Genomic DNA, 14,452 nt, shown 5'->3' with positions numbered 1-14,452 from the left:
TAAAAATTTCATAATGCTAAATTTAGTTTAGAAAAAAGTAAGGAGTTTTTATATGAGTTATAAACATCTTGGCATAGATGAAAGGATTTATATTGAGAATCAATTGAAATTTAAATTTAAAATTAGTGAAATAGCTAAAAATCTTAATCGAAGTATTAGTACTATTATTCGAGAAATTAATAGAAATAAAGATAATAATCATTATTTTTCATTAATTGCACAAAATAAAGCTGAAAATCGAAAACAATCACATATTAGTTTTCATAAGTTTAAAAATAAGAATTTAGTAAAATATGTACAACAAAAATTACTATTAGGTTGATCACCTGAACAAATTTATGGCAGAATTAAAAATTTTCATAAAGAGTGAGTTATTAGTTTTAAAACAATTTATACTTGAATTTATTTTGGAATGCTTGATAAAGTTACTAGTAAAAATTTAAGAAGAAAAGGTAAAAAACGAAAATCTAAAGAAAATCGTGGCAAGTTTAATGGTAAATCAATTAAAGAACGAGATATAAATGTTAATGATCGTATAACACTTGGTCATTGAGAAGGAGATACTATAGTATCATCACGAGGTAAAAGCAAATCATGTTTAATAACTTTAGTTGAAAGAGTATCACGATTTACTTTAGCAATATTAGTTAAAAACAGAACTACTAAAGTTATTAATAAAAATGTTAGTTATTATTTATCAATTCTTCCTAAAAACATTGTTAAAACTATTACTTTTGATCGTGGCAAAGAATTTTCAAATTGACAACAACTTGAAAAAAATTTAGATATAAAAATTTATTTTGCCAATCCATATTCACCTTGACAAAGAGGTACTAATGAAAATACTAATGGTTTAATTAGAGAAAAATTTCCTAAAAAATTTATTTTTTCAAAAACTAATAAAAATGAAGTTCATAAATTTATATTGTCTTTAAACCAAAGACCAAGAAAAATACTAAATTATCTTTCACCAATCGAATATTTGGATAGAAAAATAATTTAGTTGCACTTACCTTTACAATTTAGCATTTATTGATTTATTAAATAAAACCTTTGATAATTCTTGTGATTTTAGAAAATTTTGATATATTTCTTCAAATTTGTTTTTATGTTCTTGGATAGGATTTGTTCAATTATTAATTTCTATAATAGTGTTTAATTAACTATTATTAATAGATTTTGTTAGTTCCTTTGAAAAATTAAGTAAAATTTTCATTTTTTTATTTTTCCTTTCAATGGTATCAATTAAAACATAAAAACTTATTTACTTTAAATTAAGCAATGAGTTAAAAAACTTTTATAATTTGTTTAATAATTCTTATTATATGTGTTAATTATATTTGAGTTTAAAGAAAATATAACGAAAATGATATTTTAAGCATTTTAAATTATTTAATTAATAATTAATTAAAAATAACATTAAATTTTGAAGGATAGTAGTTATGTGATAAAATTTCAAGTATATACTAAAAAAATATTATAATTAAATTATATTTAATTATTTAAAGCATTATATTTAAAGTAGACTATAAATAAAGTATTTTATTAAAAGATTGATTTAGGAGTAAGCAATGAATAAAGATTGAACTATAGGTTTAACTAATTTAACTTTAACACCAATAATGGAACAACAATTAAGTCGGTATTATAAAATTTTAATTGCTGAAAATAAAAAATATAACTTAACAACAATTATTGAAGAAGTAGAAGTTTATTATAAACATTTCTATGATGCTCTTTTAATTAGTAATAACATCACTTTGGATGATCAAAATATTTGTGATGTTGGTAGTGGTGCTGGTATACCAGGAATAATTTTAAAAATTTGTTTTCCCAAATTACAATTAACCATTATTGAATCAAATACAAAGAAATGTCAATTTCTAAAAACAGTAATTACTGAATTAAACTTAGAAAACGTTTATATAATTAATCAAAGAGCAGAAGCATTTGCTCATCAATATCGTGAAACATTTGATATTGTAACAGCAAGAGCATTAGCACCGCTAAATATTTTAAGTGAATTATGTTTAGGATTAGTAAAAGTTGAAGGATTATTTATTGCTTATAAGGGTCTTAAAGTTGAAGAAGAACTTGCGTTGGCACAAAATAGTATTAACACAATGGGTGCAAAGTTAATTAATCAATTTACTATTCAATTGCCAAACAACTATGGTCAAAGAACAATCCTTCATTTTCAAAAATATAAATTATGTGCTTTAAAATATCCAAGACCTTATCAACAAATTAAAAGTAAACCTTTGTAAATAATATTAATTAAAATTAGTGTTAAACTTAATTAGTAGGATAAAATATTAGTCTATTAATTTAGAAAGGTAATTATTATGGGCAAAATTATTGCAATTGCTAATCAAAAAGGTGGAGTTGGAAAAACAACTACTGCTACTAATCTTGCTGCAGGTTTAGGTATAAAAAATAAAAAAGTGTTACTTATTGATTTGGATCCACAAGGTAGTGCTACTATTTCAATGGGTTTTGCTGCTGATAAAGTTGAACAAGATATATATGATGTTTTAGTACATGATGTTCCATTGGAAAAAGTCATTAAAACTGAAGTTTGTCAAGGAGTAGATTTATTACCATCAACCATTTCTTTGGCGGGAGCCGAAATATTTTTATTAGAGCAATCTCGTAATAAAAGAAATATTTTATTAGAAAAATTAGAACCCGTAAAGGAAGTATATGATTTTATTATTATTGACTGTCCGCCTAGTTTAGGATTAGTTAATCGTAATGCTTTAGCTTCAGCTAATTCAGTTATTATTCCGTTACAAGCTGAGTTTTATGCATTAGGTGGTTTGGTACAATTATTATCTACTATTCGTTTAGTACAACAATTATTTAATCCCAATTTAGAAATTGAAGGCATTTTATTAACTATGGTTAATATTAGAACAACTTCTTCTGTTGAAGTTATCAAAGAAATTCAAAAAAATTTTAGAGAAAAAGTTTATAAAAATTATATTCCAAGAAATGTAACCCTAAGTGAAGCACCAAGTCATGGTAAAAATATTTTTAGTTATCGGCCACGTTGCAGTGGTGCTATTGCTTATCAAAGTTTAGTGAACGAGGTGTTAAATAATGTCTAATGATAAAAAAAATCGTATTTCTGCTAAAGGTTTAGCATCAATTTTTGGTGAAGGTTTAAATGATTTGATAACTAACATTGAAAGTTCACCAGAAATTGCTAAAACTTTTTCACAAACTATTTCTCTTGCTAAAATTATTCCTAATCCATATCAACCACGTGTAGTATTTAATGAACAAGAAATTAAAGAACTAAGTGATTCAATTAAAATTCATGGTTTAATTCAACCAATTATTGTTAAAAAAACGATAACAGATGGTGTTTTTCAATTAGTTGCTGGTGAACGTAGAACTAAAGCTGCAAAATTAGCAGGTTTAACAGAGATCTCTGCAGTAACTATTGAAGTAACAGATCAACAATTAATGGAATTTGCTTTGATTGAAAATATTCAACGTGTTGATTTGAATGCTTTTGAAGAAGCACAGGCATATCAAACTTTAATTAGTAAAATGAAATGAACTCAAGAACAACTCTCACAAAAAGTTAATAAATCACGTAGTCACATTGCTAATACTTTACGAATTTTGCAATTGCCAGTAGAGATTTTACAAATGCTTCAACGCAATGAATTAACAATGGGTCATGTTAAACCATTATTAAGTTTAGGTACTAATCTTAATTTAATGGTAACTATTGCTAAAAGGGCATATAGTGAACAATGAAGTGTTCGTAAGGTTGAAGATGTTATTAATATGCAACAATTAAGTTTAAATCAAAAACAAAATGATAAGAAAAAGTCAGATCTTCATTTAGTAGCATTAGAAAATACTTTATCAAGAACTTTAGATACTAAAGTAAAAATCAATAAAAAACAACTAATCATCAATTATAGTAATCACAAAGAATTAAATCGAATTTTAGAATTTTTAAAATTAATATAAATTTAAAATGAGTATAAATGTTTTAAAGCATTTATACTCATTTTTTATTTTGTAAATTTATTTTATGTTATTTCTCTAAAAGGAAATATTAATCCTGAATTAGTATAGATAATTAAGTTTGTAATAAAAACAAATAAGATAGACAAACCAATTGCAATTTTACTTATACCTAGTATGATTAATAATTTTTTTTGATATATCATGAGGATAAGTTAAAAATTTCTTTTCCATATTTTCCTCCTAAAAGTTATATTTATTTTTAAGCCTTACTTATTTATAATTATATACTATTGTAAAAGTTTTTATCATTATATTTGATGTTATAATGTTATTTAAAAAACATTGAAAGGAAAATTAAATATGCCAGAAAAAGATAAGAATACGTTATTTAAACGTATTATTTTTAGAAAATATAAAGATGAAATTAATTGAGTAAAAATGATTAATTATTTGTTTAAAGAAAGAAAAATTTTTGAAGAAGATGTAGCAATTTTAACCAAGTTATTTAATGAAAAAAATAATGATTGATTAAAAAAGTTTAATATTTCTGAGGAAGATGCAGTAATTTTAACTAAATTATTTAATCAAAAAATTAATAATTGATTAGAAAAAGAACAAATTTCTGAAGACAATGTATTGGATTTAACTGATTTGTTTAATGAAAAAATGAATATAAATGATGAAACTACTAAAGTTATTGAAATTGCTAAGTTACTTAAAAAGGCAGAAGATTTAAATAGGATACATGAAATATTAGATGAACTTCCTCCACGTTATTTTTCTGTTGCTAACTGAGAAGATACTGATGAAGAAGATATTGAAAATGAAAGTAAAATAATGATTGCAGAAAATAGCAGTTTAAATAAAGAAGAAACTGTATCTATTTCTAATAGTCAAAAAGCATTTTCTAAACAAGATATTATCGATAGTGGTATATGCTTAGATGATAGTTTATCTACTTCTGAATTAGTGAGATCATTTACTGTTATTTAATTGTAATAGTATTAATATAAATAAATTAAAAAAATTAATTATACTAAAATTAGTAATTAAATTAAATATTAAAGATATTGAAATAGTTTTTAATTGTATTTTTTTAAATAAATATAATATGCCCCATCGACGACAAGATTTGTTTTTTAACCTTGAATTTCAAGGTTATTTTTTTTTGGTATTTTTTTTGTTTTTTAAGCTAGCGCTTTTGCTGCGTTTGCTATGATACTTTTTAACGCTTTTTTTTCCATAGTTTTGTTCTATTTTGCGAGCTGCGTTTCCGTATGGATGTGAGAAGTATTTTCCTAGTATTTTTGCTGTGCGTCCTATTGTATTTCCTGCTTGGTGAATGAATGCGCCGGCTCCTTGGCCTCCAGCGCCAGCGTTGCCCGCAGGCGTACTCGCGCCGTCGCCTGCGGCGAGTATAGGATTTATTCCGGCGGCTTTCATGTCGGCCATACAGCGACGCATGGCCGTATTAGACATACGTTCTTCAAAGTCTCTGTTCATTTGATTTTGTACTCGCGCTGAACTGTTACCCGTTCCTAATATATCGTTTAATCAATCCATTATTTTTTACCTCCGAGTTTTATTATGATTATTATTAGTAGAATTATTATTGTTATTACTGTTATTATTATTAATCCTTTTGACATTGTTTTTTTCCTTTAGATTTTGTTTAAACCAGGTATACTGTATGTAGGCATTGGTCTTTCAATTTCGTTTTTAAAGAAAAAGTCGCATTGATATTGTGGTTCAGCATTTTCTCCTGTTGATTTGATTGCTAATGTTCTGTCTATATTACTTTGGTCTTCTTGAATTCATTCTGCACTTAATTTAGGTAATTTTTTATAGAAATCTCCATAGTGTCAGATGTCTAGTGGGTCTTTCGCTTTGCTTCTGAATTTTCCACTAACTCTGTTTGGTTTATATCTATATTCTGCTCATGGTTCTTGATATCCAAAAGTTTCGTTATCTTTGTCTGTTCCTTGGGCAAAGATTTCTTTATTTAATATTGGTTGTTCTCCAATGTTTGCGAAAATTGGGTCATAAAAGTCTTCTCTGTCCTTTCTATTTCACATTTTTTCTAAACCTTGTTGATATGTATGATTATATCTTATTGTGGCTATTCCAATGATATGACCATGTTCTGTGAATGATTTTTTGAATGAACGGTTTTCTAATCCGCTATGTCCATATGCTGCTAGATTGGCTTGTGGTGTTGTTGCGTCTGTTGAATTTGTTTGTGGTACTTGTTGTACTGTTAAAGGTTGATGTATTCCGCCTAGATATTCAGGTCTTTGTTGTCTTGCGTCTCCGCTATTTACTCCAAAGTGTGATTTAAGCATTTCAACGTATCTTGTTCCGCCACGTGCGTCTAGTTCTAATAATTGTTGCATTGTTATGGCTTCTCTTAGTTCATTAATTGTAATTGATGAAGCTTGTCTTAAATCTGCGTATAGATTTGTAGGTGCCATTTGCGCTGCTCCTGCTGGTGGTGATATGTTGTTTCCTTGTTCTACTATTCCTATATTTTGTGTGCTGTTTATATTTAGTGATGTTGTTCCAGTTCCTAATGCACTTCCTTTTTTTCCTCTCATATATAGTGGTTCTTCTGGTATTTCATTTCTGTTTGTTCCTGTTTTAACTGGTGCTAGTTCTCCTATTGGTATTGATATGGGTTGTCCTTTTTGTGGACTTGGTAATGCGCTTGTAAAGTAATCATGGTATTTACCGGCTTTTGCTGGTATTCCACCGCATTCTAAATCATTTATGTAGTTATTTCTGTTTGTTCCTTGTTTTGTTGCACTTCCTTTGTCTAGGTGTACTTCTTGTTGTAAATTTTGGTCTCTATATCATTCATTAAATATTAGTGTATATGCTCTGATTGGTAATGCTGATACTGATAGGTTTAGTATTCCTGTTGGTATTCCCATATAGTCTGCTATTGTTCCAATTTCTCATCCTTCGTTTGGTGCTGTTATTTGAGGTATTGTTGGTTTTGTTTGTACTGCTCATGCTCCGTCAGTATTTTCACCCATGAATTTTTTTCAATCATCTCAGATTAGACGGTTTGGAACGAAGTAATATGAAATGTCAATGTATGAGTTATCCATTACTGGTTTTATTAAAGTTGTTTGTCTGATGATTACTTTTGTTGTAAGTTTGAATGTGTCACCAGGTAATACTTCATCTACAAATATTGGTATTAAATCACTTGCATTCATTGTTGTTTTGTGTTCTTGATTTCTAAAAAATTTTGAGTGTTTGGGGTGAGAACTTATTGTGTTTTCGAAACTGTATATTAGTTTATTTTTTTTCATTTTCTAATTCTTCCTTTCTTGCTTTTTCATATATTTGTTTTGTTTTGTTTTCTTGTTCTTTTATTTTTTGTTTCATTGATTTGTTTTTCAAGATTTCTTATGTGTTCTTCAAAGTCTATTTTGTTTTCAGGTATTGTTGTTGTATCTATGTAATTGTTTTGATTGTTTCCTAGTTGGTCTATTTCGTCATTTTGGTATTTTGTTATCATTTCTTTTAAACTTGTTCCTATACCTGCTTCTTGTATTTCGTTATATATGTTTCTTTTACCTATTGGTTTAAGTTTTCATTCTTTTGTATGTTCGTTTTATATTCTTTGATATTCTGTAATTTCTTCTTCACCTGCTTTTGTTGGTGTTCTTTTGTTATTATATTGAGTGTGAAATTTCATTATTTTAACTCCTTAATTTTGTTTAATTTATTTTCTAGTTTTGATTGTTTTTTATTTATTTTGTTTAGTTTTTTAATGTTTTTTTTCATCATTTGATTTTGTGAAATATTTGTGTAATATTGTGCTTGCGATAGTGATTATGATTTGTAGTATTTCTTTTCATTGCATTTTGTGTTCTCCTTGTTTTCTTTTTTTATAAATATTTCAAAATTAAATGGGTTTCTTCAATATTCTTCTTTTTTCATTTTATTCTCCTTTTGTGAATTTAAAATTTGTATGTCCGATTGTTTCATAGTTGTTACCACAAATTGTTAGGTATCCAGTTTGTCCATTTTCTAATATGTAACTTTGTATTGTTTTGTTTGGTTGGAATTTTGGATATATGTTTAATGCTAATAGGTAACAGATTATGTCTGTTGTTTTTGTTAATAGTTGTATTGTTGGACATTTTATTGTTATTAGTTTGTGTTTATTATTATTAAATCATTCTATGTTTATATTTATTTTTTGATAGTCTTGCATTATGCTCTGTAACCTCCGCGTTTTATTGTTGGCATTGTGTTTGCTATTCTTGTTTTTCTTGCAGAGTTTTTGAAGTATCTTCTGTGTTTTCTAGTCATTTTGATGTGTTTGCGTCTCATTGTTTCACCTACTTTCAATATGGTAGAAAATAAAAAAATCAAGTGTTTGAAACACTTGACTTTGATTAATCATTTTCTTTGTATATAATGATTAAAGCAATATGGTTCGAGTTTTCGAGGCTTCATCCATATTGCGATATTTTAATTTCTGTTTTTTAATCTTAGCAGAATTTTATATATTTGTGTGATTTTACTTTTCGTTTCTTAATGGCTGAGAAATTTTTTTTAAGTTTTTGTGAAGACGTCTTTGTTTATTTCCCATGATTTCTGTTAGTAGTGTTTGTTGAGAATTTATTTCATTTTTTATGTTTTGTTCAAAAATTTCTCTTCTATGTTTTTTTATTTCTTCTAATAGTTCTGGATTGATTTCTTTTAGTTTTCTGTCATAATATTTGGGAGGTTTGAAGTTTCTGTCTTCTGTAGGTATGTAATCATATTTATAAATTGTTTCTCAGTTTTCTTCAAAAAATTTTAAACCGATACCTTTTGACATTGTTAGTTTTTCAGGTTCAATGTCATTTTTTTTATAGTCAATTTTGTCTAATTTTTTTAATGTATATCTTGCTGTATAACCTACGCTTTCATAAGTTGTTTTTCCTATTACATGCATTCCTTTATTTCATATTTTGTCAACAGTTTTTGATATGTAGTAGTTGTTTCCTTTTTTCTTTTTTAGAAATTCTGTATCTGTTAATGGTAAATTGAAGAAACATATGTGATAATGTGGTCTTTTTGTTTTTGTTCCGTATTCGCTTGAGGCTATGTATTTTATTCCTATGTGATTTTGTCTTTCAAAATGTTTTCTAAAAGATTTTATAAATCTTTTTAAGTCTTCTGATTTTAGTGTATTTTTTCCTTTTATGTTTTTTGGTATGTATTCTAATAGGGACGATAACAAAAACGGAGGATATAATTACTTTTTAAACATTTCTTTCAAATTATAGACAAGAAATAACTATAATTATATGCAATTGTAAATATATCTTACTACTAAATTAAATTAATTTCAATTAAAATACAAATATTGAAAAAATCAATAAAAAAATTAATATTTATACACAACAAAAATTCTTATTAACTTTTAATTTAATAAGTTTTTAAAATTTTAATAAAAAAAATTAATTAAGTTATGTTTTTAAATTTATTTGATTACATTTAAAAATAACCATTTTAATATAAATATTTATGTTATAAGTTCTATTACCAAGCATTTCTTTTAAAATATGTCAAATATTACCTTCTGTAAAACAACCTATATTTCACTTTGCACCTTGATTTTCAATACCTTGTTTATTATTTTTAAAATATTGTTTTTTTAATTTTTTATGGTTTTTTAATATTTCATTCATATATTTTATTAACTCAGCATATTGACCATTTTCAATAAAATTTCTACAAGTATTATATTCGTTTCAATATTTTCCTTTATTTCCAGCGATTATTCCAACATATAATTTTTTAACTAAATGAAATTTATCTAAAACAAATTGCGCACCTAAATAATCTGCTACATCTTTAATTCATCCTGCACTATCACCACAAATAATAATTTTTGTTTGGTCAAAATTTTCGAAAAATCTATTTCCTTGTTCTTTGATAAATTCAGCAGTTTTTTTAACACCAATTGCTGTTTTTGTTGGTCTTATTATTACATCTGCTCTTTTATTAACTAATTTATGATTAACATTATCTGTACAAAATAATACTAAACGCATTGAATATTTACCAGAATTGCGTTTAAATTTTCAAAATTTTCGATGTCCATCATCAATACTAATATAAATAAATTGATTTGGTTCTAATTTTATTTTTGGAACATTTAATTTATTAACTTGATATTCTTGAAATAATCTACTAATACTTGTTGTACTAAATTTTGTTTGCTTCATAGTATGTAAAATATCAACATATCTTTTTCCATCAGCAAAATGTTCAATAACATTATTTTTGATATCCTGACAAGTTCTTTTATATTTAGGTAATTCTAATTCTTCATCTAATAAACAAACTCTTACTCATTTTTTTAATTGTTCATCATAATATTTATAATCACGACATTTATAAGTAACAAGACCATTGATAGTATTTCTAGTTCTTTCTTTAATTTTAACTGGAATATATTTTCTATCTCTTTCTTTTAATATTCTTCAATCTGTTTTTTCTCATTGATTTTTTATATCATCTCTAAATGATTGATACATTCTTTTTGTTGCTTCTTTTAAAGTTCATAAATAATTAAAACTCATATTTTTTTTCCTAACTATTTTAAAAAATTCTAAATTTATTGTAAATAATTTAAAAAAATAATTTACTGCATATATTATATAAATATATAAGTGTAATTTTAACTAAAATAAAAAATTATTTAAAAAACCACTTTCATATTTAAAATATAATAAACAAGTTACATATAATTAATAGTATAGGTATTACAAAATAAAAACCTTTAATTTAGGCGTTTATTTTGCATTTAAAAGCATACTTGTAAAAATAATCAAAAATAGTACAATTTATAAGTAAAATCAAGGAAAAAAAGGAGAATTTAATATGAAAACATGAATAAAAACAAATTTAAGTAAAATAACATTAGCATTAGCATTAACTGGTACAACAACTGGAACAATAGGATTAATCATGGGGGTGCTTACCCATAATGTTAGTGGAGTTAAATATTTTTTAACTCCACATAAACAAGTTGAATGAGTTGTTCAAACTATTTGAACAACTAATCCTAATGATACTTTAAAAAAAGATTATAAATTTGAGTTATATTTTGCAGATGAACCATTAAGAAGAAAATTTGATATATCTTTTCAAAATTGATATTACACTACAGATATAATATGAAATGGTAAATATCCTAATGGATATTTTAATAAATAATTTATATTTCTAAGTTAATATAAGAAATATTTTCATTATATTTATCAAATAAATTAATATTTTGTAGGTTTATTTCTTGTTTATCGGTAATTAAAATTAAATCATAGTTACCAGCACCAAAAATACCACTTATTTCAATCCGATTTAAATTATTAATTGGATTTTCAATTAGTAATTCAAATTCATTAACATTTTCAATTTTAGAAATTTCTTTATAAAATTCTAATTTAGAAAATAATTTTGATTTATTTGAACCATATAAATTTAAAGCATTTTCAATTTTATTATTATGAATAATTAATTTTGTAAAATATTTTCCATATTCACCATTAGCTAATGTTCAATCAGCAGGAATTAATGAAGGTATATTATTACTTTCTAATTCATTTGTTATTGATAATCAATTAAATTGATTATCATCTAATTTAAATAATTCATTTTGACTAATATCATTATTTTTTAGTTTAATGTTATTAACATCAGTAAAATCAAAATATACAGATTTTAATATTACTTTTATATCCTTATACTGTCAAATATCATTTTCACTAGGTTGTATTGGACTTGATTGTAATTCAAAATAATATGGCAATAAAATTTTATTATCATCATTTAATCCTTTATTTATTGATAATGATGAATAAATATATTTTGATAACATAGTAAATATTTGTTTAAATATTTTAACTTGTGATAAATTAACATAATTTGGATAATCTAACTCTCATTGCCTAAATAAGTTGGTAATTACTTCATCGGGTTTTTGACCTTCAAATTTTTTTCTTAATTCTGCTATTTTATTTTTTGGTTTACCTTTATCATCATAATCTGCACCTTCGAAATTTCTATTATAGTTATATGTATAACTTAACATATCTAATAATAATTTTTGTAAACTATCAATTGTTGGTGCATCTTTTATTTCAATTTCTATACTTTTAAATCTATTATTGGTTGCAAGATAAACATATCATCCCTCATTATTAAAAGATAAAACTTTTTTATCTTCTAAATGTATTTCATGTTTTAATGGTCAATTACCATTTCAAATACCACCCATTTCTCAACCTAATCAAGTATCAGTTACTCTTGCATTATTAATTACTTCTTTTCTTGTTTCTTTACCCCCACTAATAGCAATTAAATCTAAAACTGATTTTTCTTGCCCAATAAATTGTTTTGCTAAATTTCAAGGTAAAATTTGTTCACTAAATCATTGTTGTAATATTCTAACTTTTGGTTGAGTTTCAATAGGCATTGATAACAACGGAAATGCTATCTTATCTTTAATAAATAACTTTGGGTATACTTCCATATTGTCAACTTCACCAAGTACCTTTATATTGCCAAAAATCATGCTTCTAGGGGCTTTAATTTTTAAACCAGTAACTTTTGTATCTTTATCTAATGGTTTTTGTAATTTAATTATGATTGGATAACCATCTCTTGTTTTAAAATCTTTAATTTTAATAATAGTTATACTTTTAGTACTTCTTGTTTTTGGATTTTGATAAGGTTGTGAATAATTATTAATAATATATAAATTATCAATATTATTTTCAGTTAAGGGTTCATTAATAGATACAGCATATAACTTAAATTGATTTAATAAATTTATTTCTTGAAAAATTAAATTTTTAATATCAGTCATACTATATTCAATTGTATTATCATTAATATTAGTACTTGCTCTTTGATTTAATTGCATAGTAAAGTCTGATGTTTCAACAGCAGTAGTTTTTAATACTTTCTCAATATCAATAAAACCAATTTTAATAGTATTTGCTGAAAATCTTAAACTATTATTTTCATTATTTTTAAATAAACGTTCAATTTCATAAATATAAATTGTTCTTTTTTTAAATTCATCATATGCTCTATTAATATCAGGGTCACTAGTAGCTCTCATCATATTAGTAAAGTCATAAGGAATATTATCAATTAAATAATCATTTTCTAATTCTGCTTGATTAAGTTTAGTTTGTTTCTGTGGAAATTTCGTTTGTGGTTTGTTGTTGTTTTCCATTGTTCTCTCCTATTAATTGGTTATTTTTGGGGTTAAATAATTTTAATTTAACAGTTAAATTATTAATTTCTTGTTCATCATTAATATTAAATGTTTTACTACTTAATAAGTCTTTATCTAAACGTACTAATATTTGAATAAATTTAAGAATATCAATATTAAATTGTCATAACTTTTGTTCAATATAATTAATAGTTGAAATATTTACAGCTGTACTTTCTGGAACTGATTGTTGTGCTGATTTCTTTTGACTTGGTATATGAATACCACAACGTTTAAATATTTCATTAACATTTCAATCGTATATATCAGTTAAATTTTTACCTTTAAAATTACTATTTGTCATATTAATATTTTCATTTTGTTCATTATTATCTCCACCACTTTTAAATATGTAATTTTTAGTAACCAAAGTTCTTACTGCGTCTTCTATTAAAGATTGAACATTGCCATAAGTTTGACTAAATATAAATTTAGGTGAATTTAAAATGGTATCTAAAACAATTTGTTCATAAATAACATCTAATGCTTTAATTTTATCCATTACTTTATTACAATCTGCTAGCTCATTTGCTTTATTTCTCATAATTGCTATTGGTATATAGTTAATATTTAGTGTTTGTTCTTGTGCTAAATTAGGATTATTAATATATAATTTAAAATCTAATGGAAATTGTTTTTTATTATCACTAATACTATAAATTGCACGATTAATTGTTACTTCTTCATTGTTTAATGTATAAACTTCAAATAGTCTTACTGTTTGTACATTTTGTTCATAGTTATCATAAAAAATAGTACATTGAATTAATTTACCAGTAATATCATAAACTCTTTGTTGAATATCTACTACTTGAAAATATAAGTCATCATTAGCAATATAAATTAAATAACCACTAATTCCTAATTTACTTAATTTAAAAATAGAATTTCAATTTTTTCTGTAAAATTCTTGTTGAATTAAGTATTGTTTAATAGTTTCATTATTTATTTCTAATGGAGCATTATATAAATTAGCATTATTTTCTGCCACAAAATCAGTAAAATATGTCTCATGATTAAAATCATTAAAACCAAAATAATTTAAAATTGAAGCATGCGTACTTTTGTGTTTATTAGTTAAAAATTTTACTTTTTCATTTTGATTATCACTAGTATTTATTTTATCTCTTCTAAAAAATCTACCTAACATAATATTTACCACCT

At 24.6% G+C, this 14,452-nt stretch carries 14 protein-coding genes; 6 read left to right on the top strand and 8 right to left on the bottom strand.

All coding sequences use genetic code 4. The features are described 5' to 3' along the window. The first annotated feature begins 52 nt into the window (after nucleotides 1-52). From AACL05_RS00570 to AACL05_RS00550, 5 genes are all read left to right on the top strand, one after another. Entirely contained in the window at nucleotides 53-1,003 is a 951-nt protein-coding gene (locus tag AACL05_RS00570) for an IS30 family transposase (RefSeq protein WP_338960236.1), read from the top strand. Nucleotides 1,004-1,571: 568 nt separating this feature from the next. After that, nucleotides 1,572-2,267: a 16S rRNA (guanine(527)-N(7))-methyltransferase RsmG gene (rsmG, locus tag AACL05_RS00565; protein ID WP_338961722.1), complete on the top strand. Its 696-nt coding sequence runs from the start codon at nucleotides 1,572-1,574 to the stop codon at nucleotides 2,265-2,267. Nucleotides 2,268-2,345: 78 nt separating this feature from the next. Continuing rightward, nucleotides 2,346-3,110 (top strand): ParA family protein, encoded by a 765-nt coding sequence (locus AACL05_RS00560; RefSeq protein ID WP_174480209.1) that lies wholly within the window; start codon nucleotides 2,346-2,348, stop codon nucleotides 3,108-3,110. Then, entirely contained in the window at nucleotides 3,103-3,990 is an 888-nt protein-coding gene (locus AACL05_RS00555) for a ParB/RepB/Spo0J family partition protein (RefSeq protein ID WP_338986067.1), read from the top strand. Before AACL05_RS00560 ends, AACL05_RS00555 begins: the two co-directional genes overlap by 8 nt. A gap of 360 nt (nucleotides 3,991-4,350) precedes the next feature. Continuing rightward, the gene (locus tag AACL05_RS00550) at nucleotides 4,351-4,983 is read left to right on the top strand and encodes a hypothetical protein (RefSeq protein ID WP_338961719.1); all 633 of its coding nucleotides are present in this window, start codon (nucleotides 4,351-4,353) and stop codon (nucleotides 4,981-4,983) included. A 165-nt stretch (nucleotides 4,984-5,148) separates the two neighbouring features. On the opposite strand, the gene AACL05_RS00545 is transcribed toward AACL05_RS00550, so the two are convergent. The 6 genes from AACL05_RS00545 to AACL05_RS00520 form a co-directional block, all read right to left on the bottom strand. Continuing rightward, nucleotides 5,149-5,553, bottom strand: a complete 405-nt coding sequence (locus tag AACL05_RS00545; protein WP_338961717.1) for a hypothetical protein — start codon at nucleotides 5,551-5,553, stop codon at nucleotides 5,149-5,151. A gap of 98 nt (nucleotides 5,554-5,651) precedes the next feature. Then, nucleotides 5,652-7,307: a major capsid protein gene (locus tag AACL05_RS00540; RefSeq protein ID WP_338986065.1), complete on the bottom strand. Its 1,656-nt coding sequence runs from the start codon at nucleotides 7,305-7,307 to the stop codon at nucleotides 5,652-5,654. Next, a complete protein-coding gene (locus tag AACL05_RS00535; protein WP_338986063.1) occupies nucleotides 7,289-7,516 on the bottom strand; it encodes a hypothetical protein in 228 nt (75 codons plus the stop codon). Before AACL05_RS00535 ends, AACL05_RS00540 begins: the two co-directional genes overlap by 19 nt. Nucleotides 7,517-7,942: 426 nt before the next feature. Next, a complete protein-coding gene (locus tag AACL05_RS00530; protein WP_338986061.1) occupies nucleotides 7,943-8,218 on the bottom strand; it encodes a hypothetical protein in 276 nt (91 codons plus the stop codon). Between the two features lie 309 nt (nucleotides 8,219-8,527). Beyond that, nucleotides 8,528-9,235: a rolling circle replication-associated protein gene (locus tag AACL05_RS00525; protein WP_338986060.1), complete on the bottom strand. Its 708-nt coding sequence runs from the start codon at nucleotides 9,233-9,235 to the stop codon at nucleotides 8,528-8,530. A gap of 229 nt (nucleotides 9,236-9,464) precedes the next feature. Continuing rightward, nucleotides 9,465-10,583 (bottom strand): Mbov_0401 family ICE element transposase-like protein, encoded by a 1,119-nt coding sequence (locus AACL05_RS00520; RefSeq protein WP_338961714.1) that lies wholly within the window; start codon nucleotides 10,581-10,583, stop codon nucleotides 9,465-9,467. A 301-nt stretch (nucleotides 10,584-10,884) separates the two neighbouring features. On the opposite strand from AACL05_RS00520, the gene AACL05_RS00515 reads away from it, so the two are divergent. Beyond that, complete coding sequence (locus AACL05_RS00515; RefSeq protein WP_338961713.1) at nucleotides 10,885-11,220, top strand: hypothetical protein; 336 nt, start codon at nucleotides 10,885-10,887, stop codon at nucleotides 11,218-11,220. Between the two features lies 1 nt (nucleotide 11,221). Here the strand turns inward: AACL05_RS00515 and AACL05_RS00510 are convergent, their stop codons facing one another. Then, nucleotides 11,222-13,246, bottom strand: a complete 2,025-nt coding sequence (locus AACL05_RS00510; RefSeq protein WP_338961712.1) for a hypothetical protein — start codon at nucleotides 13,244-13,246, stop codon at nucleotides 11,222-11,224. After that, nucleotides 13,197-14,438 (bottom strand): hypothetical protein, encoded by a 1,242-nt coding sequence (locus tag AACL05_RS00505; RefSeq protein WP_338961711.1) that lies wholly within the window; start codon nucleotides 14,436-14,438, stop codon nucleotides 13,197-13,199. The genes AACL05_RS00510 and AACL05_RS00505 overlap by 50 nt, the downstream gene beginning before the upstream one ends. Between the last annotated feature and the right edge of the window lie 14 nt (nucleotides 14,439-14,452).

This window comes from Spiroplasma endosymbiont of Thecophora atra, from assembly GCF_964019735.1.
In the GTDB taxonomy this organism is placed as follows: Bacteria; Bacillota_I; Bacilli_A; order Mycoplasmatales; family VBWQ01; genus Spiroplasma_E; species Spiroplasma_E ixodetis_A.
This window is presented reverse-complemented; position numbering and strand designations above follow the sequence as displayed.